Here is a 26,395-nt window from a genome sequence, read left to right on the forward strand (position 1 = left end):
AAATGGAATGATGGAATCCGCTCAGGACGTAACCGAAGCGCCCTCGTCCCCATTCGTGCGTCAAATCGAGATTCGGCTGGCCCAGCCCACGCCCCGCGTCCGCTACGAGAAGGGCAAGCCGATTAAGGAGCCGGCGCCGGACATGAACCGGGTCATTCGCGCGCTAGAGGACGAGGTCACGGCGGCCGTTCAGCAGTTGTACGGTCCGCAGACCGAAGTGACCTTCGCAGCCGCCAAGGCAGGTGACATTCGGTTTGCTGGAGCGTTCACCGAGAAACCAGGCGTCATGCGCGAAAGGGTGAGCGAGATCCTGGGAATAGCGTTCGACAACCTTGACCTGAGTGGGGAAGAGACCTGACCCCCAACCCTGCTGGCGGGTTAGGGTGAGGAGGTGAGCGACCTCAACACGGCCGCAGGGTCACCGCTGATACCGGATGTGGCCCTGCGGTTTATGCGTCTTCAAGAGCAGGCAGAGAGCGTCCAAGGCTGGCTTAGTGCCGAAGACAACGCTCAACGCCTTTCACTTCTCGCCACGGCGCCCGGCATTTGGCGGGGGTTTACCCCAGCTGTGCAATTCACGGTGATGCAGATCGAGCAGAGGATTGGACCTGATCCCTTACTGCACTTTCTGGCGGCCGCTGGGCAGCCACCCACCCTGGTTGATGACTGGCCAAGCCACTTGATGCCAGAAGCGGGCTATGTGGTGACCCGCCGTTGGCTCAATCCAGAGCGGTCGATTGGGCTGTATCACACCTACCGCGCAGCGGTCGAGCGAATCCACCGTTCGACCAACCAACCTGAGCCCATCTAGGGACGGAAAACCTTGGGTGCTGAGGGAGAGCGGGTGGCCAGGCCTAGGTCCATTCCATCCGAGCGGACCAGCAGCACCAGCGGATGCTGGTCGTCAGGATCACGGGGCACGAGCTGTGCGAACCGGTGGAACTCACGGGTGCCGTCCGGCCTCTGACAGGTCGCCGTGACCTGAACAACCTCTCCGCCGACCAGGAAGGTGCCACCAGTACGTTCATAGGGCGCTTCTGATAGCTGGAGCGGTGAAAGCGTCAAGTTCAATACACGGCCCAAGGCCGGTCCCGAACCATCCAAATGCACCGAGGCGCAGTAGGTGCCAGTCATCTGGGTGTACCAATACTCGAAGGTCACCAGATCCGTCGACTGGAGCGGTGGCTTAGACGCCCCATCACAGGCATTTAAGGGCAGGAGTAACGCGAGAGCCATGGAACACAGACGAATCATGCCAATGACCCTATGGAAGTTGAACTTCACGCCACTGCTGAGGCGACGGCATCAAGCAGATTCAGCTTGACTGCTCGACAAGGCCTGAAGCATTGGGCGTGCGCGACCGAGGGAGCAGGTCTCTACCTCAAGCGTCTTGAATCACTGATCGCCAGTGGGCTCAGGATGCGAAGTTAGGAGGATCGACAGACCATTCGCTCCCGAGGCTGTCGCACGGGGGAAAGGCTGTGCCTGTGCTGGCAGGCAAGGTGAACTGACGCATGCCTCTAGCATCAGGTCTAGGGACTGCGCTGCGGTCAACATGGGGGTGACAGACCGCGAACAAAACTGCAACATTTGTGCGACAAGTCAGCAACGCCGTGATAAATTTCATACTCAGCACGGATGGAAAACAGCGGTGGCATCGCCAATTTGCTGTAAAGCCGTGTCGACCCGGAGGTCGGAAATGAAGAAAATCCTGATGTTGGCGATGACCCTACTGATCACAGCAGCCTCGGCTGCCCCATCCCTTCCTGGCAACCAGCCCGACTCAATGTGGGACTGCCGCGTGCGTTGCCCTGATCCTGACGCTTGAGCGATTTGAGGAATTTCTTTCGGCCTTACACCACGGTTTAACTCATGAACAGGCTGCGCGAATCGCTTGATAGAGGATCAGGTGGTTCGCGCAAACTCTATATGGAGGGAATCATGCAGATCCTGACTGACGAAACTTTTAACGCCAGCATTCAGCAAGGTGTGTGGGTGGTTCACTTCACCTCACCCACTTGTGCACCCTGCAAAGCCGTTTACCCAATCTTGGAGGAGATGGAACGTGAGCAAGGGCGAACCATCTCTTTCGGCGTAGTAAATACGAGGGAAGAGTTTGCTACAGCCATCAGTAACCGCGTAACCTCAAATCCAACTGTCATCATATACAAAGATTCCGAACCGATGAATATTATTAATGGCGCATACAAAAAGACTGTTTATGAAGAAGCAGTCCAACAGGTACTCGCCCTTTAATGAGGTGAACACAGCTTATGACTTCACGTACCACGATTACAGAAGAGCAACTCTACTCTCCCGAAGCGTGGAACGCATGGCGGCGGCAAGAGGCGCTTGACGGCTTTACACATCTTCAGTCGGCCGAGTACGTCCTAGCTTATGATTCGGACATTGCTCATCTCAGAGCATCCCTCGTTCTATATTACGCAGAACAACTTCCCGATGGCCTACCTAGTTTACGCCGCTGCCTAAAAAGCAAAGATGTTTCTATCCGAGCCTGTGCGATGGCGATTTTGGTTCATAACGAGTGGGGAGCCAGAAGTCATGTCGTTGACGTCAAAGTTGACCGCTTTCACCCTGCCATCGACTCACTCAATGAACAGCTCAAGCTAGTTCGAGAATCCGATAATCGATCAGACTTCTCTCTAGAGGTGGAAGTTTGGATCCTCTATGGATTGGCGAATCTGTTTTACGGACTAAAAGTCTATCATAACGCTGTGAAGTACGCAGCAGAAGCAATTTACCTCAGCATTCCTCTTAGCATTCCGGCACTTACACTTTCGGCACGAATGCTCTATGGTTTAGCTTCTACTATGATGGGCAATATTAAGCAAGCGCTTAATGAATATCAAAGTGTACTTGACGAGCCCACAAGAAACAATAGGCAAGCGCTACTTTCTTCGCTGAACATGTGCACCATTTATTTTATGCAGGGAAACTTCAAGAAAGCACTAGCCATGGGTGAATCTGTTTGCGAGGAATATCCAACGAGCATCCAGGCGACACTTACTCTTCAAAATATTAGGGCCATGTGCGGCATGCTGGTTGAAGACGACTTTGTCAAAGGTCCATATCCAGAGCTCGAAATTACGCATGGCGCCCTACTACGGCTTAGCGAGTGCGTGCGCAACAACAAAACAGAAGAAATCGGCGACATTCTCTCATCACTGAGTGGTGTCGTCACAACCGACGAGCATAATGAAGCAACAGTGAGTTGGATTCGGGCCTACATCTTACTGAAGACAGGCAAATCTTACTTAGCAGCGCAACGCCTCTACAAAGACCCCGCTTTTCCACTTCTATCCATTCTGACCAGCTGCTTAAAGCTGGAAATCTGTCTGGATGGGAATGGTTTTGAAATTGAATCTACAGCCCAACTCTGTAGCGAGATTCGAAGTGCCTTTGAAAAGCTGCCGACTAGAGATGACCGAATGGGTATGGCCGAATTGATCAGCTTTTGGCATCCGCTGGCAGCTGCATTCATCGCCGTTTGTCCTCAGACAATTTCTGAGCTTATGGACGTTGCCCTGCCAGCCATTTTTACCGACGATAAACCCATCACAGTTCATGGACGCGGTGTGTCAACCCGAGTTCCATTCGTTCAGATCACGTTAGAAAGCTTTGGAATAGACGCCACGGTTTCTAGAAATCAGCATACAGAACAGATGCGGTTACGGTCGGCCCTGCTCTCCGATTGGGGAAAAACGCAGCGAATCCTGCCAGTGATTGCGCCCGCTGTGATTATTTTCCATCTCCTCCGTGTCTCTGAAGAACAAGGTGCCATGTGGCGCATGGCAGCTCTGAACCTTGCCAAGTCCAATGGGGTCATTCCACGGACCACGACAGGGGAGAACCTACGCGCAGAACGTCTTGTGTTGGCTAAAATGCTTGACGATTACTTGGCCCGTCGCCTCACTTCGCAGGGATTCAAAGACCAGTTGGAGGACGTAAAGATGGGGAAACTCACCGCATGACGCAAGTTCGCTTTGCACGCCATCTGGCAGCTCTAGATCAGCTTGAACCCGACGCTACCCCCAGTGAGCAGAGCTACTACCGTTCTTTGAGAGAGCAGTACACCAGCGCCCCACCACGGTCAGCGGCGTCAGATTTAGGGGAAGCGACGTTGGAAGAACGAGCAAGCACCATTGATGAAGGTCATGATGGCCTTCACTACTGGCAATATGAATTAACAAAGCCGGATTTGGACCCCATCTGGAAAGGCTGGCTTCAAGACCGCTTTGACGAGCGGCAGGCCATTCTCAACCAGATGATCACCGAACTGACTGAAGAGGGGTACAAGTATGAACCCCCAGCCTTTGATCTCGACAAGCAACGGCGCATCACGGAGCTTGACCACCTTCAATCAAGAGCGGCGAGCCTTAAAGATTTGATTTTTCTGAAGCAAGCTTGGGCAGAACGCCATGGCAAGACTGATCAACTCGCCACTCTCACAGCACCCTATACTGCCGAGCTTGAAGAGGTCGAGGCTCAACTAAAGGCGCTGGAATAAAATCCCAATCTTCCTAGGCGCGTGCCGGCAACGGCACGCGCCTGCCTTTTGCCGTTTCTCTAGGCACAGTGATGGCGGGAAGCAGACCCCCACCACACTGCGGCTATGAACGGTCTGCCTCGTCCACCGGACGCCACCCCCGCACCACACGTCAGCCGTGACTTCGTTCATTGCTCTGCCGGGCCGGGGGCAGAAGAGCCGAGTTGGTGGGAAACCCGATTGTTGGACGGCACTTGGTCCTCTCGGAGCGCCGCGCCAGTCCTGGTACAAGACAAGTCTGCTTGGCACCGCCAGTTGCCCCGAGGTGTTTCTCCGCTGGCGTGCAGCCAAGCTCACGGCGGCCTGGTGCTCTGGACAGACGGCGTCGTGTTGTCTGCTCCCCCGGTCCCCGGACTTCAGCTGCTCAGCGACACCTGGCTGAACACGTTGGCTGCTCTTCAGGATCCAAGGACGGGCACGGCACCAGACAATCAGCGCCTCAGACACGCCCTGCTCGCTGTGGCGGCAGCCGAGCCCGAGCCCACTTGGTCAGCCCCCTGGCGCTCAGACGGATATCTCTTTGAGACGGCAACGGTCCGGGACTGGACACTCTTCCGGGGCAGTGGAGCGGCAGGCCGACAAGTGGTGTACCCGATGACCGTGCCGCATTGGGCCTATGAAGACCTGACGCTCTGTCCTGTCCGGCTGTGGGCTCTTGAGGAGCGTGCTCTTCCGTACGAGGCCGCACCTGTCGTGTTTTGGCCCGTAGACCGACCACTGTCGGCCCTGCTGACCATCATCCACGGTCTTCCCCCCGCAAACCGGCACAGTCTGCTTCAGATCGGTCAGTGGCTTGAAGAGCAGGGCGAACCTCTTGTTGCCGAACACCCAGCACTGATTGAGACCCCAGACGTTCTCTGCGTGGTGCTGTGTCCTCCAGACGCACCTCACGCCACACACCGGAGTGCCACATGAACACGCCTGCCGCTCTGCTTGACGTCTCACGCCGCTTGTCTCTTCAGACCAAGGTTCAAGTCCTGACCCTCACCTACGACCACCCACAACTGACCACCCGAGTGGCCCTGGCAGGGGATCACGTCTGCGGCGTCCAAGGACCGGTTACACCAAGCTGGCAAACCACTTTGCGGCATCACGGCGTCCATCCAGCTGAATTGCAGAGAGCACAGCAACAAGCCCAGTCTCTGGACGAAGCCCTGGCCCATCTGCTGAAGCGGGGCGTTGTCAGCGCGCAGGAATTGCAGGGCCTGGCCCGCGACCGACTGATTCACGCCCTCATACCGCTGACGCATCACCGAGTGAGACCGGCCCTCCAGCCAGATTCAGTGGGGCAGCAGGTGCCACCGGCGACCCCATGCGTTCCACTGCGGGACAGCGTGTCAGCAGTAATGCGTCTGTCGGACAGAAGCACAGTGCCCTTGTCTCAGGCCTACGCCGCCTCGCCAGCCCACGTGCCCACTGGCCCAGACGAGAGTTTTGAATTGATGGTGTATCGGGCTGCCTTGCAAGGGCAAACCCTTCAGACCATGGCACAGCGTCTGCCGCTGCGCTTCGATCAGCTCTGCCAGGTTCTGACCACCCTTGAGGCAGGCGCCTACATCTGGCCCACCAGTGAGCAAGCCCCGTCCCTGCTCACTTCGCGGCCTCAGCTCCAAGTCGGAGACTATGCCCCCGACTTCCTCCTCCCTGCTCTGGGCGGGGGAGAGGTTCGCCTTTCCGCATTGCATGGGCAACGCATCTGGCTCAGCCTGAACAGGCAGTCAACCTGCGCCATTTGCAACCCGCGGCATGCAGAAGTCATCGCCGTCCAAGATCAGCTGGTGCCGCTGGGCGTTCAGACCGTCAGCATCTGGGGCAGTACCCTAGACGACCTGGCACGCGGTATTGGCAAACAGCGTCCTCCCTATGCTGTTTTGGCTGATCCAGACGACACGACCTACACGCGCTATGGGCTTTCATTCAGCCTGTCGGGCACTTTGGATCCCCGGAATCTAGGCACCATGCTGCGCGGCTTCCGGATGATGGGTGCGGCGGCGCTCAAGTCGGACGGAGAACTCTTCAGAATGCCGGCCGAGTTCCTGATTGGTCGAGATGGCCGCATCGAGCGTGTACGCTACGCGACCTATGGGGCAGACTTTCTCGCTGTAGAAGAGGTCCTGGCATGGGCGCGGCGACCCTAAGACGGTGGTGGCGCCGACATGACACCCGACGCCGAACCCAGGCGTTGGGTTTGACACAGATTCAGGGACTTTCCAACCTGGCTTGGGACGATCTGGGCACCGTTTTGCAAGACTGGGAAGGGTTGCACGCCCTCTTAAAAGAACCAGTAGACGACCTGTGGCGATGGTGGGCAGGGCTGGGGCCGCCACATCACCAACTCCCTGCCCTGCGTCTGGCTGCACTCGGTCCTCGGCTGACGGACGTGAGACCCGACACCCTGTACGTCCTGTGGCGGGCGCTCCTGCTCACGGATCTGCTGCTGCTGCGGTACTGGGTGACTGGTCCCCATGTCCTTCAAGGTCGCCAAGCTGTGCTCGGCGGCATCGCACTCGGTCTGCGGGAGCGGAGCAACCTGCACGCCCCAACATTCGGTCAGCTGTTTGACGCCACGGCGGCCAGCGACGATGTGCTGCACCAAGAGGGGCGCCGGCTGGCCGAGGCCCTCGCCTACTGCGGCGCTGATTTGAGTGTTATCCGGCGCAAGGTGCCAGCTCTCATCCCTTTACTGGACCACCCATGACCACAACTCGACTTCCAGCAGCCTGGTTGACCACTGTCTATACCCTCCGCCCTGCTGGGCTGCCGACCGGAGAGGCGCCGCCCATCGACGTGAACAGCGTGTTGGCCGACCTACAACCTCTGCTCACCGTTCGCATGGGGTGGGAAGTGTTGCAGGCTCAGGCCCGGCAAGAAGCGCTTCCGCACACTGCTGCCCAGTTGCGCCGTACGCAGGAGATGGTACGCCAGACCCTCCGCCGTGCTCAACGGCAGCTGCGGTGGGCGGCCCAGAACCGACCAGAGGGTGAAACGCTGTGGGCGTGGGCTGCGGTGCCTAGAGTCGTCTCAGTGCCTGACAGCGACCACTCCTGGGCACTCTTGGTGAATGCGTTTCAAGGCGGTGAACGCCTAGCCCTGCGCACCGTCCAACTAGCGCCAGGGCGCTGGGCCCTGTACCGGAGTGAGGCCGCTCCATACACCTTCCGAAACGTCACACTGCCAGTTGGCGCCGCCCTGACAGTTGACCAAACAGCCACGCGCCTGGGGCTGACCCCGGCCCAACTGGAAGCAGTTTGGCCATTCACCGGCGTACAGCGGCTTCAGAATGGCCAGTACGTCAGCGCCTTGACCCACTGGTCTAGCGCCCATTGGTTGAATCTCCTGATTACGGCTCTCGACCAGGCCGGGGTCTGCGCGTGGGATGAAGTACTTCTCTTCAGGGCCTACCGAGCCTTGCCGAGCGCACCTGACGTTCTGGATGACACGTTGCGAGCGGGCCTGCGCCGCTCACCTCATGTGGTCAAAGGACCTCATGCTGGCCTCTGGGTCGCGGCTCACACGCGACCTGTAAAGCAGCGGGCCTCTGATCGTGTCGAGACCATGACCCCGCGACCCATTCCACCCAGTGCGCCACTCCTGCTGTCGCGCAGGAGGCTCAGATGACGGCGCCACCACTGGACGCCACTCGACCACCGCTGACGCTGGCGCCGTTCCACCAGGAGTGGCGACATCCGCGCTGGTTGGAGACGCGGTGACACCCTCTTGGCTGCACCGTCTCCACGCTCTTTTTGGGCAGTCAGGCGTCGTCACCTCGGCCCCGTCCGACGCCGTAGTCGACCCGTGCTCCACCGATCAGGCGGCGCCTGAGAGTGGGCTCTTGGATTTTCATCTCAGTCCCCACCTGTTGCGCCTACTCATTGATCATCAGGCCACCAGCCTGCCACGCGCCGTGGCCGAGTGCGTCATGAACAGCGTGGACGCTGGCGCTGGCCGCATCGACGTCACCCTGCACACCGACCAGCATCACCGGATGCACGCCCTGACCGTTCAAGATGACGGCCGCGGCTTCACCACCCGCCAGGATGTCGAGCAGTATTTCCGCACCTTCGGCTTCGACCACGACACCGACGCTGAACGCGGCCGGCGCCAATACGGCCGGTTCGGCATCGGGCGCGCGCAGCTCTGGGCCTTCGGCGCCGTCCAGTGGCGCACCGGCCCCTTTGAGCTCGGCGTCAATACCCAAGAGCACGGCGTCGCCTTCACCTTGACAGCGGACCTGCCCCAGCAGGCCGGCACCCAGATCCACGCCACCCTCTTCAAGCACGCCCCCACCTTTACCCTTCAGGAGCATCTCGAAGACCATCTGCGCTATGTCGACGTTCCCCTGTTCGTGAATGGCGCCCAGATCAACCAGCCGCCCAGCCAGGCGCAGTGGACCTTTGAAGATGAGGACGCGTATTACGACCTGCGGCCCGGCGGTGGCGTCCACCTCTACAACCTGGGCGTCCTGATCGGCGAGGTGGACGAGAAATTTGCCGGCGGCGGCGTGATCGTGAGCAAGAAGGCCCTCCGCCTCAACTTGACCCGCACGCGCACGATTGAACGGGACGAGCTGGGCACCCGCATCCTGGCCACCATGCACCGCTTGGTCCTGGCGCATGTCAAAGCGCAGGCCAAGCTCTCGGAAGGTGAGCGGGCCTTCCTCGCGCGCGCGTATCTGAAGGGTGAAGTGGCGTGGGCCGAGGTGCAGGGCCTCAAGCTCATCACCACGGTTGACGACCGCGACCACACCCTGAGCGCCTTTGCCCATCTGGTCGCGCAGCGGGGGCTGGTGGGGGCCGCCACGCGGGGCGAGGCGCTGGCGGACAAGGCCTCCCAGCACGGGCTGGCGGTGGTGCTCGCCGAGCGCACCCTCACCCGGTGGGGCGTGTCCAACGTGACCGGATTCAAAACCGCTCTATGCCGCGCCGTTCTCCCCAACGACGAGGCCACCCTGGCTGACCAGTGGGACGCGAGGGACGCAGCCGAGCAGGACTTCTTTGAGGCCATCCAGCACGGCGTCTGGACGGAGGACCTCGCTCAGCACGTGGATGACCGCGTGTTCCGGCACGCCCAGGTGCCCCGCGGAGAGTGGACCGTCGAAGAGCGCGCCGTGCTGGCGGGCTTGCAGAAAATCGTGCCGCGCGCGGCCCAGGCGCTGCGGCTCCGGAACGGCAAGCGCAAGGTGGTCCTGGGCGACAGCACGGGCGCTCAGGCCTGGACCGACGGCCGAAGCTTTATCGCCCTGGACCGGCGCCTGGTCCCGCTCGCCCAGCGAGGCTTGCCCGGCTTCACCCGCTTAGCTTTGCTGATCCTGCACGAGATGACGCACGCGCAGGAAAACATGGGCAGCGACGTGCACGACGCGGCCTTCTACGCGGCTTATCACGACGCGGCCTTCTACGCGGCTTATCACGACGCGAGCCTGACGGACACGTTTGGCCCCGCACCGCAAGACGCCCTGGACGTGTACGTCACCCGGCTACTGGACAAGCGGCTGCCGCTGAGTCGGGCCGCTCTCCAGACCTCCAGCTTGCAGTACAGAGTGCGGAGCCTCCCCGACTGGCTGGCGCAGCATGAGCGGAGGAACCGTCCCTGGGCCTGCACCGTGCGGCACCACACTTGGGCGGGACGGGTCCTAATGATTCACGAGTTGCGCCGAACCGAGGAACGGCGCTGGTGGGGGCAAGCGTCTCTGGTGCGTGGCACGTTGTATGCCCAGGATGGGGCCTGCCTGGGCGAGCTCATCTTGACCGAGGAGGTGGACCTGGCCGTCTGGGTTGAAGAGTCACCGCCCAAGACGCTTCAACCAACACCGCCAGTCCACCTGCCGAAGGCGCTGTCTAGGGCGGTGCAGGGGCGGCTCAGGACGTACACCCAGGGGAGAACTGGACCTGTGGAGGTGCACGTCAGCTGCAAGGTCCAGGGCGCCGGTCCCCGCTTCCGGGTGGGCCTGCACATTCCCTCCGCCCGGGACGCGTACTGGAGCGTGACCCCGACCCACCTGACGGCCGCGCCGACTCTCGCGGCGGCTGAACGCCTCGCTGAACTGGCCCGGGCGTGGCTACACGCGCAGGGCCGTGACGCGGCAACCGCTGACCCAGAACCGCTAGAAGAAACGCCGCTGCTGGGTCAAGACGACCCACCACCGCAGAACCTGGCCCAGATCGATACCTCACCACCCTCTTCGACAGAAATTCTCGCATAGGCGAGAACCTAAATACCCCACCCAGCTGGAAGTCATTCTGGACCGACACACGATCCGCGTCCCATTCAAGCAGGAGAAATTGCATGAGCTGGAAGCCACGTATCATTCTTCCCCACCTCAGCGCCGCGCATCTTCTGCGCAATAAGGCGCAGCGAGTTCTCTTGACTTGCCTGGTTCACCATTATCCCGAACCGGTACTACCCAACCACATCCTGATAGATACGCAGCTCACGCTTGAGCAGTTTTACGGTGCGGTGGATGCCTTGAAAAATCGCGGTTGGCTGGATCACTCATGGACGGCGTACAAGCGTCATCGCCGACGCACTTACCGCCTCACCCAGCGGGGCTACCAGTTAGCACGCGTCATCTGCTTCTTCACACGTGGATCTGTAGACGATCTTCAAGCGCCGCAGCGTAGAGATCGTCTGGACGAGTCTCCGCCGACTCACGTACCTCCGAAACCGGCAGCGGCCACTACGGAGAGTGCTGAGGTCCTGGTCAACGCGGCCCACCGGCGCTTAGAACTGCAACATCAACTGGGACAGATTCTGTCAGAACTGCTCTTGATCAGTGAGGTTGAGCAGAGGCATCGAGAGGGCCACGAAGAGAACCCGTCGGAGCCCGAGCGTGAGCAGCAGTGGAATTGACAGTCAGGTCTGCGACCATCTCATTCCCGAGCTGACTTTAGGCCTGCCACACCTTCCCCGGCAGATTCACTTCATACTGAAAGAGCCAACCTCCTGCACCCACCCCAAGGCTGGTCCCGGCAAGTTCTCTTTCCTGGAGGAAGCTATGCTGACTGCCCGATTCCAGCCTTTTGCCGCCCACCGCCGCCTCTTCCTGTGGGTGGTTGTCGCCCTCACCGCTGCATCACTGGCCCTGTTCGCCCCTATTTGGCTTCCTATGGCCCTGGTGTTGACCGTGGCCGCCATCCTCCCTGTACAGACCGAAGCGCAGCGGGTGGCAGGCATCGTAGGCCTAGGGGTCCTTGCCCTGATGGGGAGCGGCACCCTGGTCATCGGTGCCGTCTGTGCACTGCCCAGTGTCAGCACTCTCGGCTTTCTGGCCGCCACCTCAATTCTCTTGGCACGCAACCGCTAGTCCAGAACCTCATCCCTTCTACAGTCAAGCCATGATGCATGGAGCTCTGGTCGGCCAGGTCACGTCAACACCACTTCCGTTGACAGGCGCTGGCGGCCTTTTTTTTGCGGTGGATGTGAGTGGCTGTTCCTTAGAGATTGTTGTGACGCACGAACTGGCGAACAAAGCCGCTCGGCAGGTGAAACCTGGGAACATGGTGCTGGTACAGGTGCAGGGCGCCGCCACACACCGGCTTGTGGCAAGCGCGTTCGAAGTTCTTGCACCGCACCACGGTTCCATGAACATGTTCAGTGTGTCTGGCACAGTCAGCGCCTGGCCCACGGATCATGACGGTGAGCCACAGGTGCACGTAACAGTGAACGGCCTTACGATGGTCGTGATGGCACCGCACCTTCGGGAGTGGCTGACTTCCCTACGGTGTGGTCACCGCGTCTACGTTATGGGTGCAGTGTCATGCGCTGGAGCAGGCCTGACGCTCCAGGCACACCGGCTTGAGCGCCTCTTGACCTGACACACGGCCAAGCGCTGACGGCGTATAGTTGGGGCAACACTGCAGCGACACCCACTGCGCACAGTGTATTGCCTACCGGCCTTGGTCGGTCTGCTGACCGTCAAGGTCATTGCACAACCTTCGGCACTTCGCATCTCACACGCCTCTGGCGTCGTGAGACGCAGGGGCAGGGGGTTTTTTTGCGTTTGGTTGACCTGGACGTCTTCACGGACGTATTCAGGGCACCCCGACGGGTTCAAGCGGCGCATCTCGATGTGCAGAGCGAAGGAGGGCAGGACCGTCACCGTCTTCTGGTGTACGGTCAGGTGCACAACGTTATCGTTGCGCGCCCTGCTACTACAGCGTTCCGCCCGCAGATGTACCAGAGCAGTGACCATCCCCATGGCCGCCTTCGCAGCGAGCCACGGCCGGTTGTTGCCGTGCCTGAACCCGGAGCCTTCCAGTTGTTTCTAACTGGAGAGGCTTCCCGGGAGTTTCTCTACGCCTATCACCACCAGTGAAGGCAGAAAGACCCTCCATGGTTTGAAGACAGCGCCAGCATTTCTGTTGGCAGCTGACGGATTCATCCATTTGAAGGGGCCTTGAGTTCGTTCAGTTTCGTCGGCGATTCGGAAACGCAGCCTCTCCGCACACTCTGTGCCCTCACCGCTCGCGCGGCTGAGGGACCCCCCACAGCCGCGCGGAAAGGAAATACCCATGACCAGTACCCTGACTTTGCTTGCACCGCTGATGGCCCTCCGCACCCTTCGTAACGCCCTGGCGGACGAAATGGGACGTTCACTCGACCTGCTGGCTGACCTTGTGGCAGCGCAGCGGGTGAAGGTGAATCACCCGGACCGCGCCTTCAAGCACGCGGTGTACACCCTGAGTCTGGAGCATGTGGTGGTGAAGACGTGGATCGAGCGTCTCATCCAGTGCCAGCAGCAGGCTTCTAGCCCTGTCGGTGCTCTGCGTGGAAAGGTGCCGTTTGCCAATAACGACGCCTATCTCATGCGGGTGCGCGACGCTGTCTACGCCACGGTCCGTCTCCTGACTTCAGAACGTGAAGAGGCACTGGGTCCTGTCGGTTCACCGCGGATGACGATGTCCTTCCGGACCCGTCTCGCCCGCCTGACGCCAGCAGACCGTCTGTCTCCCAGTGTCCGTGAACTTCTGGTGGAGTCTTACCAGGTAGATCCGAGATCAGAGGAGGCGCTGGACTGGCTGGATTCCTTAGGTGTCATGCAGGTCATTGACCCGCAAGACGCTGTCGTCAGTAGCCACGACGAAGCATCGCTCATCCCCATGAGCCTGTTTCAACTGGCCGTTCGCGAAGCCCAGCACTTTGGTCTTGTGGACGTATATGACCCGGCTGATCCAGGACACATCATGGAACTGGCTGAGCATCTGGAGCGTGCCTATAACCCGACCCTGGCCTTTCAACTAAGGGCAGCGTTGCAGGTCAGTGGCACTGCACACCAGGCGCGAGCGTACTACCTCCCACACAGTGATATTCGTGTGGCAGAAGAGGTGGCCTGGCATACATCCAGTCACCCCGGTGAGTACGTCGGATCCACGCATCTGCCGTGGAAATCCGCCATGCACTGACGATGTCAGTGTGCGAAAGCAGTTTGCTTTCGCGGCCCTTATTGCCTGAACCGTTTGGTTCTCGCTTTGAGGGTTATTTTTTTGGCCTTTTTGGGGCCAAACCAGGGGTCGCCTACGCTGAATCCATGATTCTTCCCGCCAAATTTGGCAGTATGGTCGACCTGATCGGGTGTGTGGCCCAGATGCCGGAGCCCAGAGGTGACTGCTTGAGCTTCGTGGTAGCCGGCGAGGAACTCGTGACCTTCGCCGACGGCAACACGAAACCGATGGCCTTTTACCAGCGCTGTCTCATTGAACGTTCTCACCTTGACGCGGTGCACGTCATCAAAGGGCAGGCCCTAACTGTGGCCGGCTTTCTACACCAAACCCGCAACACCATCACGCGGGCCCCACGCACAGAGGTCAAGATTCTCAACGTGATGCCGATTGAACGGCACGCCTCGGATCTGGTTCGGGACGTAGGTCAGGGCTTCCGACTGCGAAACGGTTTCCAGCGGGTGGTGTTGAGCGGGCGCGCCGGCGCAGATGCCCAGCGGGGTTTTGTCGACCACACGGCCGTGCTGAACGTCAGTCTAGCCGTCAGTCATCCTGAACGCGCCGAGGTGAACTGGGTGGACGTCTGTAAGTACGGTGACGGGAGTGACGTGACTATCGCTCGGGGGCAGTTGGTGGGTGTCGAAGGACGCATCTGGAACCGAAACAAAATCCTCGCCAGCGGCGCGCGCACGACGTTCACAGCTGTTGAAGCCGCCCATATCTTTGTCGCCCAGGGCAAGGTCAATCGCCGAACAGATCTTCCGGCACTGACGGTGACGCCCTGAGAAGGTCTGCCACAAATGCCTATACCCACCCCCGGCCTTTTCGTTTAAGCTGAATTTGGAAGGAGGCCTTATGTTGACCAACCGTACACGTACCCAGTCGCTCTACGCAGCACTTCGCCCAATGTTCACGCCCTGGGGGCTCTGGGCAGGCGCGCCTGCTCGGTGGCACCGTACGGAAGGCGGCATGAGGCTGCTGCTGGCATGCGGGTATCTCCTGTGCGGGGCACTGGACCTCCTGCGGTATCTCGTGGCGACGGGTGTAGTGATCTTGACGCTGGCTCTGGCCGCAGTCATTGGCGTCGGCTACGTGGCTGTCATGCTGGTGGCCATCGTGGCGATGGGCGTGCTCGGCCTGAACTATTACGCGCCCGAGGGGGGCTACTGCGCGCCAGGCACGCGCCGAGGCGTGCTTTGAAATTATCGATTCAGCGTGAGCGCCTCCTGCGTGAAATGCGCCGCACAGACGTTCCGCATGTGGCACTGCTGCTGGGTCCGTCAGGGTACGGTAAATCGGTGCTTCTGGGCCAAGTGGCGCAGGCCGCGCTGGAAGCTGGCGAAATCGTGGTGCGCCTTGATCTTCGGGAACTCGACAATGACGTGTACTCACTCATTGAAGACCTCGCGCACAGCCTGCAGGGCAGGGCGCCACAGGTCAGTGCCGATATCACGGCCGCCAACGAAACACGTCCGCTCTCTGCGCGTCAATTGGCGAAGCACCTTGCCGCCCTGGAGCGGACGACTTTCTTGCTGGACCATGCCGAACGGCTGAGCGCCGAGAGTGAGGCGTGGCTGGTGGGGTTCATCCGGGCGCTTCCTGAACAGCACCGTCTGCTTATTTCCTCGAGGCAGTTGGATTCGGTCGAGGTGGCCTACTTGGTGGCCACTCAAAGCTTGATGGTTCTGGGGCCGGAGCAGCTGGCCTTCGACGAAGCCGAAGTCGCGCAACTGTCTACGCAAGCTGAGGCGACAGCGGTCAGCGACCTCACCCCTTTGAAAGGGTGGCCGATGGGCGTTGCCCTGACGGTCGCCGGCGCGTACGGCCACTCAGCCCCTGACTTGATCAAAGCCGTGTTGCGGTCGCTTCCTCCGACCCTGCAGCGTGCCCTGCCTCAACTGGCGCCGTACGACACATGGACGTCGTACCTGCCTCATTCGTTGGGGCTGGATTTGCCGGACGACTGGTTGGGGCAGTTAATCCTGCACCGCCTGCCTCTCCTGCATCACTCGGTGGGCGCACAACCACATGATCTGGTGCTGAATGTTCTGAATGAGCAGCTGCGCCAGTCGCCTGACCTGTGGACCGACAGTTACCGCGAAGCCGCGCAGCGGGCCCTCACCGATGAGCGGCCAATCCACGCACTGGATCTCTTGCTGCACGCAAATCTGATAAATGACGCCTTGGACATGGCCGAGCAGGTGATTCCGCCCCTGTTCCGCCGGAGCCAGTTCCTCGTTATTCGGTCCATCTTGGACCGTCTTCCGAGTGAGGCGGTCCAGGCATCGCCTTCCCTGGCGCGCATGTACGGCATCAGTCTCATGGAAACCGAGCAGTTGCAGGCTGGTATGGCCATCCTGCACACCTTGGCAGAACGCCCCGACACCCGGATGACGGTGCTGCCGCCTTTGGCCCACGGTCTGTTCCTTCAGGCCAGAGTGGACGATGCAGCTCAGCTGCTGGACGAAGCCTGGCAGCACTGGAACGCTTATCCAGCCGAACAGCAAGTCATTTTGTTGACCATGGCAGGCAATGTAAGCCGGGAGCGGGGAGACAGCGAAGGAGGCCTTCAAAAGCTCCTTGAAGCGACCAGGCTGGCAGAACAGCACCACCTCGATTACGTCATGGGGGTGGCCTTGATTGGCCTCAACGTGTCCTATCTGCGGCTGGCCCGGCTTGACGAAGCCATGATGGCGGTGCGCCAGGCCCATGTGATTTTCGAGCAGCTGGGCATGACTGCTCGGCTCCCCATTCCCCTTTTGAATGCGGCGATTCTTCACGGCGCCGCAGATGAACTGACTCCAGCCAACGACCTTCTCCAGCGCGCCCTGTGTATTGCCGAGGAGGCGCAGGTCAGAACAACGACCTCCATTCACTTTGCGCTCGGCCACCTGAGGATGAAAGAGGGCAAGTTCGACGAGGCCGTGACCCACCTGATGCAGGCGGTCGAGCGCGCGCGGGCCAGCAGTCGACCAGACCGTCAGTACATGGCTGAGGCCCTCTTGTCTGAGGCTCTCCGTGCGCAGTTTCAGCACGTTGAGGCGGACCGGCGGCTGGCGCTGGCCGAAAGCCTACTGGAAATCCATCCGCAGCTGGCCCAGAGCACTATGTTGGTGGATCTCCTGAAATTTCATCGGGGTCAGCGAGACCTCGCCATGGGCAATCTGGCTGAAGCGCGCGCATGGTTTGAACAGGTGCCGACCGACCTGGGCGAGTTGGCCGAGTGGGCGGTCAGAAGCCGCGCCTACCTTGCTCAAATTCACGCTGAGGAAGGCACCCTGGCTGAGGCGCACATCCGGGATTTCATGACGCTTCATAGCAAGATCAAGTCGCGGCGATACCTCACCCCAGACCTGACCATGGTGCGCCAAGCCCTGCGCGAAGCCGTCAGGCAGGGATGGTATGCAGGGGAGCTGCAGGAGTATGCCTTTGGCCGGTCTGACACCCGGCAGCGGCTGTCGATCCGTACACTGGGCAAGTTAAGTGTCTCGCTGGACGGCAAGCCCTTGCCTCTCAGCGGATCGAATGTCACGCGGGCCCAGGAACTGATCGCCCTGATGGCGCTCTTGCCACCAGCCACTTCCCAAGAACTGCAGCGCACGCTGATTGGCGAGGGTAAAGGCGATCACCGCAACGCCCTTAACACACTGCGGGCCAGCCTGACCAAAGCCACGGGAGTAAACGACGCCATCGTGCAGGACAGCACACGCCGCTATGTGTTTTCCGATGATCTGGACGTGCGGACGGATGTTGACGAGCTGCGGCGGGCGGTACGCACGAACAACCTCTTGCAGATCCGGCAACTCCTGAGTGACGGCACGGATTTTCTGCCTGGCGTCAACAGTGTATGGGCAGCTGACCTCCGCGATACTGAGATCCCAGGCGTCCTTTACAGTGCGTACGGTGTCCTGGGCAAATCAGCGCTGGAGCGGCGCGCCCTCCCCGAGGCGCTGCGGCACTTCGAACATATGCAGCTGCTCGCGCCTACCGAAGACGTGCTGCGCACCATTGTCGAAATCCACCGCAGCATGGGCAACGAACCCCAGTTGGCGCATGCCGAGCGGGACATCCAGCTCCTTTTCGCTCGTTGAATGGTCAATCTGTAGCCGCGGCCTGCCGAACCATCAGCACCTGAATGAAAGGACCGTAGGGTGAATCAGGAGCGACCTGACCGATAAGGCCATGTGGCGGCAACAGGGCGGTGAACGCCTCCAGATCAGATGGAGCTGCATAGGACTGATACACCATCCAGAAGGTGCCCCCCTGATCACGGCAAGGCGCAGCGTGACCCAGATAGACAGCGCGCCACGCTTCAGGCCGACTGTCACGTGCACCTTGTAGCGCACGAGTGACGTTCCGCCGATCTGCCGCCCGGGGGTGGGCATCACGCTGCAACTGCAAAGCGGCCAACGCTGTCTGCTCAGCACTCTCCATTTGCCAGGTAACACTGGAGCGCAGGTCGAGCGCAGCGTGGATCACGTCAGTTCACGGCGAGACAGGAATTGAGAATGGCTCAGGGCTTTCGTCCGGTCCACCTCAAGAGCCAGTCGGCGATTGAGACGGCCAGGCATGAGCATGGTAAGCAGCATAAGACCCTCGGCTTACGTTGTCGTCACAAGCCTACGCTTCAACTAATCACGGCATAGTCAGAACTAAGCAGGCGGGTCTCTAAGGTGCGCGGCATGGGAGTCGCCAGCCTTCAACGCCAAACAGAGCACCGCAGTCTGGTGCTGAATCTCCTGACGACGCATCCGTCCCTCTCACTGGCCGAGATGCGTGAACTCACGAAGTACCCTGCGCCTGTCGGATACGACACACTGGCCGCTGTCACCAAAACGCTGTGTGCCGAAGGCCTGATTGAGCGCCGTGGCGGCAACGGAGGACGCTTCCTTCTGCCGGGACGCCTGGACGAAGCGCAACGCGTTCTGCAAGCGCGTGTGCTCAGCTTTTTACAAAGCCATCCCCATCCAGTTACCTACAACGACATTTACACAGGCTTGCAACTGGACAAAACCTCTCTCACCCTCGCGCTGTCTCAGCTTGTCGAAACGGGCGTGGCCTGGCCCGTGGACAGCACCCTGGGCAAGCGGCTGTATCAGGCGACCTACCTGGAACCGGCAGCGCCGCTGGCGCCAGCCTTCTGCAGTGATCTGGCGCGCCGGATCATCAAAATCCTTCAGCGGCTCCGCAATGCTCTAGCCAGCCACGCTGACTTGACTCGACTGGGCGACCCGGCGGATATCGCTCTCGCACTCCAGCGTCTCGCCGACTACGGTCTGATCGGCCTGCGAACCAGTGATCGTCAGGGGGTCACCTACGCCATCTACAGCGACCTGGCTCACCACAGCAATGTAATCGAGCAGGTGTTGTCACTGATGACCGCTGAACTGAATCAGCCTGCTTCCCCTCTCCCCACCCAGGAGTGCCCCACCCATGACTCAATCTCCAGCGCCGAGCCCATCCAAGCCTCGAACACCCTCTCTTCAGCACCTGTGGTTGAACCTGAAACCTCTGACGGAATCAGCAGAGATGGAGGTAACGGAACTGATCGTGCTGAACGGAGTGGGCCGGAGTTTCCAGTACTGCCTGCCGGCCAATGTGGACCGGGAGACCACCTTGACGGTCGCGTTGATTCAGGCGCTCAAACGGTGCACGGTCAACACGACCGTCAACCTCCACACCCCGCACACCGAATATGTGCGGTTGGCCGACCGGCGCAGCAAGCGACCCCCTCAACTGACCCAACTGCTGAACAGCCGAAACCTCGAATTGTCACTCGCGCGCCGTATCAATGGCGTCGCGCTCTTCGCAGAATACGCGGAGGCGCTGAACGCCCATACCGTACCGCCGCTGCCACCGATGATCGACTACCGGCTGCACACCAGCTGTCTGACCGACGGTCTACAGACCTACGTGGGGGCCGTTCTGGTGGGGGTCAACCGCATTCACACCTGGCGCAACACCGTTAAAGGCGACAGCCTTTTACACTCTGAGCTGCAAGCTGCCCGCTGGGCGTTCAGCGCTCTACCTGACGGCAGCAGTATCGAGTTGCACAACCAAAGTCCGAAAACGCAGCAGCTCTGGCAAGAACCAGAAACCATTCCAGACAGCCTGAAACCGTACATGCTCAGAGTCGCGCAATTGATACAGGGAAAGCAGTTGCGCTTTCACACGCCGAAGCAGGTGATGACCACCGGGCTTTACCGGCGGCACGCGTGCCTCTTGGCTGGAACGCAGTTTGCCGATGTGGCGCGAGAGCGGCCATGAGCGGACAGGTAGACCGGGCCCTGACCGTTGAACGCCAGCAGGCCGCCAATGCCTATCAGGCTGTTCATGGTGGGGACTTTCTGGGCGCCCTGGAGGCGACCTTGAGTGCTGATGAGGTGCAGGCGGTCTGGAGCGAGTTGGCCGCCGAGCGCGGATGGACGTTCTATTCAGACCACCGAAGTCTGAGCAGTATTGAAGGCCACCTGCTGAGCCGGAAGCAGGCCCTTCACCTGGGTATCACCCCTCACCGGCAGGAATACACCGATTGCTGCGTTTTGACTCCAGACCCGGACGTGCCACTGGACCCGATCTACGCAGCCCTGGGGCCACAGGTCAAGCTCTGCCTGGTCCCCCCGTCAGTCTATGACCGGGTGTCACAGTTGACCTACCCGACAGCCCTCTGGGGCAGGCTGACTGAAACCGAGGCGCTGGCACTCGCCACTTCCAGGCACATCGGCCTGTACCTCGGGATGACCATTCAAGGGTGTCTGGAGAGCAAAGTCATTACCCATGACCAGGCTGCACGCGCACAAGCGACCGTGCTGCGGCTGCCTTACGCCGATGTGCGCCGGAGCCCACCTGACCCCACCCTACGGGCCCTTCTGCCTCCTGAAACGCAGCGCCACCTCCGGGTCTATCCGTACCAGTTGATAGACGGGACCCTGACGGTCCTTATGGAGCAGCCTGACCCCGGTGCCCTGCGGCTTCTCGCTATGACCATGCAGCGGGAAGTCCGGCCCGTCATCACGGCGGCCACCACCATCCGGGACCTCCTGAAAGAAGACGCAGATGAGGCGGCCCCCACCCACGCCAAGGAGACGGAGCTTGCCCGGACGTGACCTGATGGACGAGGCGTTGGAGGCGCGGGCTGCCGGCTTGTCGGTTATGCCGGTGAATGCAGGCGGCCTCTACGACAAGCGGCCCCATCTGGTGCTGATGGAGACCGGTCACCGCCGACCCAAGGAAGGCGTGCCGGGGCGCTGGGTTCCCGCCTGGCAGCCCCTAATGGATACGCCCGCCACAGACGACATGATTGCAGTGTGGTTCAGGCGGCCGCTGGGGAAAGGACTCGCTTTCGTCACCGGCCGGTGTTCTGAACGCATCGTCATCGATCTGGACGGTCCGGCCGGCGACGCACTCCGGATTCTATGGAACATTCAACCGCATGTCCGGACAGGCAGCGGCGGCTGGCACCTCCATTTGCCTGCACCAGCTTGGCGCGTTCCTACGCTCAATGGCAAAAGTGCACGCGCCCTGGGCCAGGCTTATCCTGGACTGGATATTCGCGGCGACGGCGGCTACGCCATCCTGCCCCCAACGGTCAGCTGCGCTGGGCCTTACAGCTGGGCGCGTCCGTTAGCAGAACTGGATGACCTGGCAGTCTTGCCACTGCCAGCACGCGTCATGCTGGGCCTGATCGAACCCGTGACCAGGCCATCCTCTATCCCCAAACTGTCGCCGCGGCCGCCGGTCATCTCCACCCCCCTCCGTTCAGCCGACTGGGCGCCGGCCATTGACGAAGCTGTCCAGCGCGCCCATGCCGGACTGGGGCGCAACGCGACTGGATTCTGGCTGGCCTGCCGACTGCGAGATCTAGGCGGCCGTGTGGAGGACGTCAAGGCCATTGCGTTTGACCGGCGTGTGCCGCCACACAACACCAAGGGGGAGCCTGAACCCTACACGGCCAGAGAATGGGCGGCGAGCGTGGACAGCGCGTTCACGCAGCCTGCATGGAACCCGCCCCCGAAGCCTGCGCCTGTGAGCGTGATGGAGAGGTTGACACGGCTGTGGCCAACCCTTGGCGATGGGGAGCGGGCCCTGGCAGTGGCATGCATTGTGGCAAGCCGGGGGGTGTCCGCGACGACACTGGCTGAGCTGTCCAGCCTTGGCGTGTCCGCCGATGCCGTAGCGCAGGCAGCGCGGACAGTTGCGGTCCAGCGGCAACTTGGCCTTTTCCCGCCTGGACTCACAGCGCTCGCCAACCGGCTCCTGCCAGCCTGGCAGGGAGTTGACGGCCGCACGACAATCGGTCACACTGAACCCCACCAAAGGGATTAGCTTGCTGAGCCTTTGGAAAACGCACCTCCCACGTGAGTGGGAGGATTTTTTTGTTATGCTGACCGTGCGTTTTCCAAATCTCAGGAGGTTAATATGAAAGACCTAGTGCGTCGGCCCTTTGGTTTTGCTTCTGCTGTTGCAGTGGAGGCTCTTACGTTCACCGTTCAAGGGAACGTGTCCCCTACGTCGGAGCTGGTCGTTCGCGATCAGTTGCAGCTGACGCGGGATGAGATTCGTCGGCAGTACGTCGCCCTGACCCAGACCGATGTGGTGTGGCAAGCCAATGTGATGGCCACCTACAAGGGTGTGCATGACACTTGGTGGAATGTCTGGTCGGCCACGCCGCCTTACTTGCTTTACCTCGCGTGCCTGAACTGGTATCAGCACGTGCAGGCCTGGCACACGGAAGCCCAGGCTGCTGCAGACAACCTCTGGAGGTTTGCAGCGCCGATTGCTTTGAAGCTCAGCGTGGAAGCTGCGCCGCAGTTCTCAGGGTGGTCGGAGGCCTTCAGCTTCATTGCGAGTAACAGCGTGGATATCATTCACCGCTGGAAGCCCGCCGGAGGAATTGCATTCCTGAAGTACTTCGAAGAGGCCAACCGCGCCGAACTGCCGAAGGGGGTTGCATTTCTCAGAGGACGTGGTCAACACCTTGACCAGCGTCTTCGCACCATTTGGGCTGCACGCGCTTCGCTGTTGGCATATGGAGTTGATCAGGCCATGATCACTCCAGATCTGATTCTCAGTGAGATCAGAAGCCAAGCCAAAGCACGTGGAGAGTCTGTGGCGAAGTTCTGGACGCTGGACAATGTTGCCGAACTGCTTGAAGCGCAGTACGAGCCGGTGTGGTCTTTGAACTACAGCGGTGAGGACGACAACAGGATGTACGGTGAAACCCTTCCTGCCAATGCAGACGTCGAGAATGATTTCGAGACGACCAGCATGCATCAGGAAGCCGGACGAGCTGCGCGCGCTTTGGCACGCGAAGGACTCTGGCCTTTGGCGATGTCTCTGCCTCTCAATGAACTGCTGCAGGCAGCGGAAGCAGGCACTCAGCCTCTTTCTGTGTTCTGCCAGCAATTCAACCTGAAGCAAGACGTTGCCCTTGAGATCGTCAGTCACATTGGCCACCTGCGCCTGTGGAGTGACATCTGAGAGACAGCGGCGCTGTCTGACCGTTCCGGTCACCTCATTTGACCAACACGTTGTGTTGCCAGATGAGGTTCTTTTTTTGGCGTGAACCTGCCTCCACCTAGGGTGAAGGTATGAAGAAAATCCTCCTCGGCCTCTGCCTGCTTTCGTCCGCCTCCCTCGCCGTTGCCATCCCTGCGACACCTGCACTGGGGAACAACATCACCAGCACGTTCAACGCGCTGGACCTTAAAGACCGGCCCCTGATGCTTCAGATCCACCAGGGGGAGACTTGGCAGCTTCAGATGCCCGATGCTGTCGCAAAGATCACGTCGGGTCGTGATGACCAGCTTGACGTACAGGTCGACAGCAACGTCATCTTCTTGAAGGCCATTACCAACTCTGGCTGGGGCAGCATGACGGTGCGACTGGCGAACGGTGACCTCATTCAGGTGGTCTACAGCCTGGCCAGCGCCAGTGGCCGCCAAATCCGCCGGGTAGTGGTTGAATATCCGGCTCCTACCGACACCTTGGAGGCGGACGGCGAGATCAGTACGCCGGCGGTGAGCACCAGCGCGGCCACGCCTACGCCGGAAGTGACTGGGCCGCAGACGGCTCCAGACTGGCTGCGCTTCGGTTTCCTGAACGGCACCCGTTCGGGCAATCAAGTCACCTTGGGCTACCGCATCACCAATGCAGGAACCGAAGCCCTGGTGTTCGACCCCAAAAATGTCCGCATGCAAGCGGGCTCGAAGCCCATGAAAGTCAATGTGACAGGCGAACAAAACACCGTCATCCGGATCAACGCCGGACAAACGGTGTACGGCCAGTTGACGATTGACACCACGGGCAGTGAAGTGGGCACGCCAGTGAGCTGGAGTTGGATCGGTGCCACCCTGAACACGGCACAGCAGTACGAAGTAGGTGGGCCCTTGACACTCGTGCTGGCCGGAACAGGCAATGACCGGTAAACATCTGATCCTGCTGGCGGCGGTCCTGAGTGGTGGGGCCGCCGCACAAGGCATCGTGTCACTGATCGACGCGCGCGTCCGGCCAAATGCCCAGGTGTACCGCAATAGGTCCCTGATCGAAGTCATAGACCTGGCGCAGCTGAAGACATGGCGCGACAACAAGTGCGCCCTGGGCAGCAAGGCCAGTTCAAGCTGTCCCACCTTCGAGTTCAGTGTGCCTTTCTTACTTGATCCGACCAATCCGTTGCGTTCCTCCCTCGACGTGAGCCGCGACGTGGCCGGTGCGCTTCAGTATGAATGGCAACGCTTTCAGGACAAGACTCGGTGGGCGGTGAGTGTCGATCTCAACCGCAGCGTCTCGGCGGCCACTGTCTTCCCCCTTCTGCCTTACGCGACTCGGCCCTTGGGGTGCACCCCCATCTTGAACAGCGCTGGGGAACTGGCTATCGCCGCAGCCAAGGTGCTGGCTGGCAATCCGGAAGACATCACCAAGAAACTGGCGACCTATCAGCTCAGCGTGCCCTCAGGCGTGACCCACAAAGACTTCAAGCTGCCAAGCGGCCTTAAGTTCGAGATGAAGGCTGATGGCGTCGAGCTGCCGAACTACGTTTACCCCCGCGTGCCCCGGAGCGAATACTGCGCGGGACGGGAAGCACCCGATCTGATTCCAGACTCGGCATATCCCCTGCCGGGCACCGTCTACATGCCAAGCTCATCGTTCTACGGCATCTCCGGCCCCAATTACCCCATGCCGGCATACTTTAACTGGGATGAGGTGCGCAGCCGCATTCGCAATACCTGCAACGAGGCCGTGAAACAGTACTACCGCGAATACCAGGAAAACGTTCTGAAGCTGTTGGCCACGAAAATGCCTGAGGCGATGCACTGGAACGGCTACACCAACTGGTCAGGCAACAAGAGCGGGATCATTTTTGCCCCGGTGGCTGGACTGATTCCCAACATCACCAAAGTAGCCAGTGTGGCTCAGAAAGCCCAACTTCCTCAGTTCGCCACCTACCTCACGGCCCAAACAGCAGCGTCGCAGCTGATCAGCAATCAGTCGCGTTCAGGCGGCAAGCTGGTGCAGCTGGAGGAACTCAAGCGGTGGCTGGAGGTGGGCTCCTTGGCCGACGCCTCTACCCAAGGAGCTGTCAATCTGTTTCAGACCTGGCAGCAACTTGAACCGATGCTCGACAAGCGGCCACAGACGTTTTTCGCTCATGCCCGCTACTGCACCTTACAGGGGTGCGTGAATGTGCCCGTGCCTATGCTGATGCCAGACACGGTGGTCACCCCTGCCGGCTGCACGGTCTCCCCTGCCAATGGCGGTCTCGGCACCATGACATTCGCCCTGCCCGCCGCGCACTTCGCCTGGGTTGCTGTCCCGGAAGGGATGCCTATTCCGGGGCTGGCAGGCAGCCCCACGCTGAGGGCACCGTGATTCGGTTCCCCCTCGGGGTCCTCCTGGTCGCCAGCATGTGGGCCGCGGTGGCCGGCGCACAGACCTCAACGAACGCGCGGCCACTGACCTCGGCTGAACGCGCCGCCGCCACACAGCTGTCCAAGCAGTACAACGCGCCGCCCCAGAAACTAGCCGTGCAGGCACCGCAACTGTACGCCAGCCTGAGCCGCGTCCAGGGCGAGGTTCTGGTGATCACATATCAGATGCCCCAGGCGCTGGCCGACGCCCTAGTCAAGGCGGCGCGCGGCGGCGCGCGGGTCACCGTCCTGACGGACCAGCGCGGCGCGCCGCTTCTCCTTCCCTTGAAGAAGGCAGGGATTGCGCTTTACAAGACGGCCTCACCTGTTGACCAGGGGGTAGTGGTGTACGGCTCCACCGTCCTGACTGGCACACTGGTCAATAAGGTTGAACGGCAAAGTGCGGCCTACACCTCGGCGACGACCGCAGAAACCTTTCGGGCCACCTGGCCGACCCTCCTCAAAATCAGTGTCAAGCTATAACC

General features: G+C 60.5%; 22 protein-coding genes. 21 read left to right on the top strand and 1 reads right to left on the bottom strand.

Annotated features, from left to right (window positions below):
- Positions 1-7: 7 nt before the first annotated feature.
- Both K7W42_RS15045 and K7W42_RS15050 read left to right on the top strand, forming a co-directional pair.
- Entirely contained in the window at positions 8-358 is a 351-nt protein-coding gene (locus tag K7W42_RS15045) for a hypothetical protein (protein WP_157459534.1), read from the top strand.
- A gap of 33 nt (positions 359-391) precedes the next feature.
- Positions 392-811, top strand: a complete 420-nt coding sequence (locus tag K7W42_RS15050) for a hypothetical protein (RefSeq protein ID WP_157459533.1) — start codon at positions 392-394, stop codon at positions 809-811.
- Here the strand turns inward: K7W42_RS15050 and K7W42_RS15055 are convergent.
- Entirely contained in the window at positions 808-1,254 is a 447-nt protein-coding gene (locus tag K7W42_RS15055; RefSeq protein ID WP_157459532.1) for a hypothetical protein, read from the bottom strand. The genes K7W42_RS15050 and K7W42_RS15055 overlap by 4 nt on opposite strands.
- A gap of 618 nt (positions 1,255-1,872) precedes the next feature.
- Here K7W42_RS15055 and K7W42_RS15060 point away from each other — a divergent pair.
- The 19 genes from K7W42_RS15060 to K7W42_RS15150 all read left to right on the top strand — a co-directional run bounded on the left by K7W42_RS15060 (position 1,873) and on the right by K7W42_RS15150 (position 26,393).
- Positions 1,873-2,256, top strand: a complete 384-nt coding sequence (locus K7W42_RS15060; RefSeq protein WP_157459531.1) for a thioredoxin family protein — start codon at positions 1,873-1,875, stop codon at positions 2,254-2,256.
- A gap of 17 nt (positions 2,257-2,273) precedes the next feature.
- Positions 2,274-3,992: a tetratricopeptide repeat protein gene (locus K7W42_RS15065; RefSeq protein WP_157459530.1), complete on the top strand. Its 1,719-nt coding sequence runs from the start codon at positions 2,274-2,276 to the stop codon at positions 3,990-3,992.
- Entirely contained in the window at positions 3,989-4,528 is a 540-nt protein-coding gene (locus K7W42_RS15070) for a hypothetical protein (RefSeq protein ID WP_157459529.1), read from the top strand. Before K7W42_RS15065 ends, K7W42_RS15070 begins: the two co-directional genes overlap by 4 nt.
- A 1,523-nt stretch (positions 4,529-6,051) precedes the next feature.
- A complete protein-coding gene (locus K7W42_RS15075) occupies positions 6,052-6,705 on the top strand; it encodes a redoxin domain-containing protein (RefSeq protein WP_224575683.1) in 654 nt (217 codons plus the stop codon).
- Positions 6,706-6,947: 242 nt separating this feature from the next.
- Entirely contained in the window at positions 6,948-7,265 is a 318-nt protein-coding gene (locus K7W42_RS15080; protein ID WP_157459527.1) for a hypothetical protein, read from the top strand.
- Between the two features lie 1,008 nt (positions 7,266-8,273).
- On the top strand, positions 8,274-10,769 hold the full coding sequence (locus K7W42_RS15085; RefSeq protein ID WP_224575684.1) for an ATP-binding protein: 2,496 nt from the start codon (positions 8,274-8,276) through the stop codon (positions 10,767-10,769).
- Positions 10,770-10,852: 83 nt separating this feature from the next.
- Positions 10,853-11,416, top strand: coding sequence for a hypothetical protein (locus K7W42_RS15090; RefSeq protein ID WP_157459622.1), 564 nt, complete (start codon positions 10,853-10,855; stop codon positions 11,414-11,416).
- A gap of 145 nt (positions 11,417-11,561) precedes the next feature.
- The gene (locus tag K7W42_RS15095; RefSeq protein WP_157459621.1) at positions 11,562-11,870 is read left to right on the top strand and encodes a hypothetical protein; all 309 of its coding nucleotides are present in this window, start codon (positions 11,562-11,564) and stop codon (positions 11,868-11,870) included.
- A gap of 1,207 nt (positions 11,871-13,077) precedes the next feature.
- Positions 13,078-13,968, top strand: coding sequence for a hypothetical protein (locus K7W42_RS15100; RefSeq protein WP_157459620.1), 891 nt, complete (start codon positions 13,078-13,080; stop codon positions 13,966-13,968).
- Positions 13,969-14,093: 125 nt separating this feature from the next.
- Positions 14,094-14,789, top strand: a complete 696-nt coding sequence (locus tag K7W42_RS15105) for a single-stranded DNA-binding protein (RefSeq protein ID WP_157459619.1) — start codon at positions 14,094-14,096, stop codon at positions 14,787-14,789.
- A gap of 184 nt (positions 14,790-14,973) precedes the next feature.
- Entirely contained in the window at positions 14,974-15,204 is a 231-nt protein-coding gene (locus K7W42_RS15110; RefSeq protein WP_157459618.1) for a hypothetical protein, read from the top strand.
- Between the two features lie 59 nt (positions 15,205-15,263).
- Positions 15,264-18,095 carry an AAA family ATPase gene (locus K7W42_RS15115; RefSeq protein WP_224575685.1) on the top strand — a complete coding sequence of 944 codons (2,832 nt, stop codon included), beginning with the start codon at positions 15,264-15,266 and terminating at the stop codon, positions 18,093-18,095.
- Positions 18,096-19,437: 1,342 nt separating this feature from the next.
- Positions 19,438-20,271, top strand: coding sequence for a hypothetical protein (locus tag K7W42_RS15120; protein ID WP_157459615.1), 834 nt, complete (start codon positions 19,438-19,440; stop codon positions 20,269-20,271).
- Positions 20,268-21,110 carry a GspE/PulE/PilB domain-containing protein gene (locus K7W42_RS15125; RefSeq protein ID WP_157459614.1) on the top strand — a complete coding sequence of 281 codons (843 nt, stop codon included), beginning with the start codon at positions 20,268-20,270 and terminating at the stop codon, positions 21,108-21,110. Before K7W42_RS15120 ends, K7W42_RS15125 begins: the two co-directional genes overlap by 4 nt.
- Positions 21,097-22,329 carry a bifunctional DNA primase/polymerase gene (locus K7W42_RS15130; protein ID WP_198170638.1) on the top strand — a complete coding sequence of 411 codons (1,233 nt, stop codon included), beginning with the start codon at positions 21,097-21,099 and terminating at the stop codon, positions 22,327-22,329. Before K7W42_RS15125 ends, K7W42_RS15130 begins: the two co-directional genes overlap by 14 nt.
- A gap of 93 nt (positions 22,330-22,422) precedes the next feature.
- Complete coding sequence (locus tag K7W42_RS15135) at positions 22,423-23,484, top strand: hypothetical protein (RefSeq protein ID WP_157459612.1); 1,062 nt, start codon at positions 22,423-22,425, stop codon at positions 23,482-23,484.
- A 110-nt stretch (positions 23,485-23,594) separates the two neighbouring features.
- Positions 23,595-24,431, top strand: a complete 837-nt coding sequence (locus K7W42_RS15140) for a hypothetical protein (protein WP_157459611.1) — start codon at positions 23,595-23,597, stop codon at positions 24,429-24,431.
- A 55-nt stretch (positions 24,432-24,486) separates the two neighbouring features.
- The gene (locus K7W42_RS15145; RefSeq protein ID WP_224575686.1) at positions 24,487-25,872 is read left to right on the top strand and encodes a hypothetical protein; all 1,386 of its coding nucleotides are present in this window, start codon (positions 24,487-24,489) and stop codon (positions 25,870-25,872) included.
- Complete coding sequence (locus K7W42_RS15150; protein WP_157459609.1) at positions 25,869-26,393, top strand: phospholipase D-like domain-containing protein; 525 nt, start codon at positions 25,869-25,871, stop codon at positions 26,391-26,393. Before K7W42_RS15145 ends, K7W42_RS15150 begins: the two co-directional genes overlap by 4 nt.
- Positions 26,394-26,395: the final 2 nt, after the last annotated feature.

Source organism: Deinococcus betulae, from assembly GCF_020166395.1.
In the GTDB taxonomy this organism is placed as follows: domain Bacteria; phylum Deinococcota; class Deinococci; order Deinococcales; family Deinococcaceae; genus Deinococcus; species Deinococcus betulae.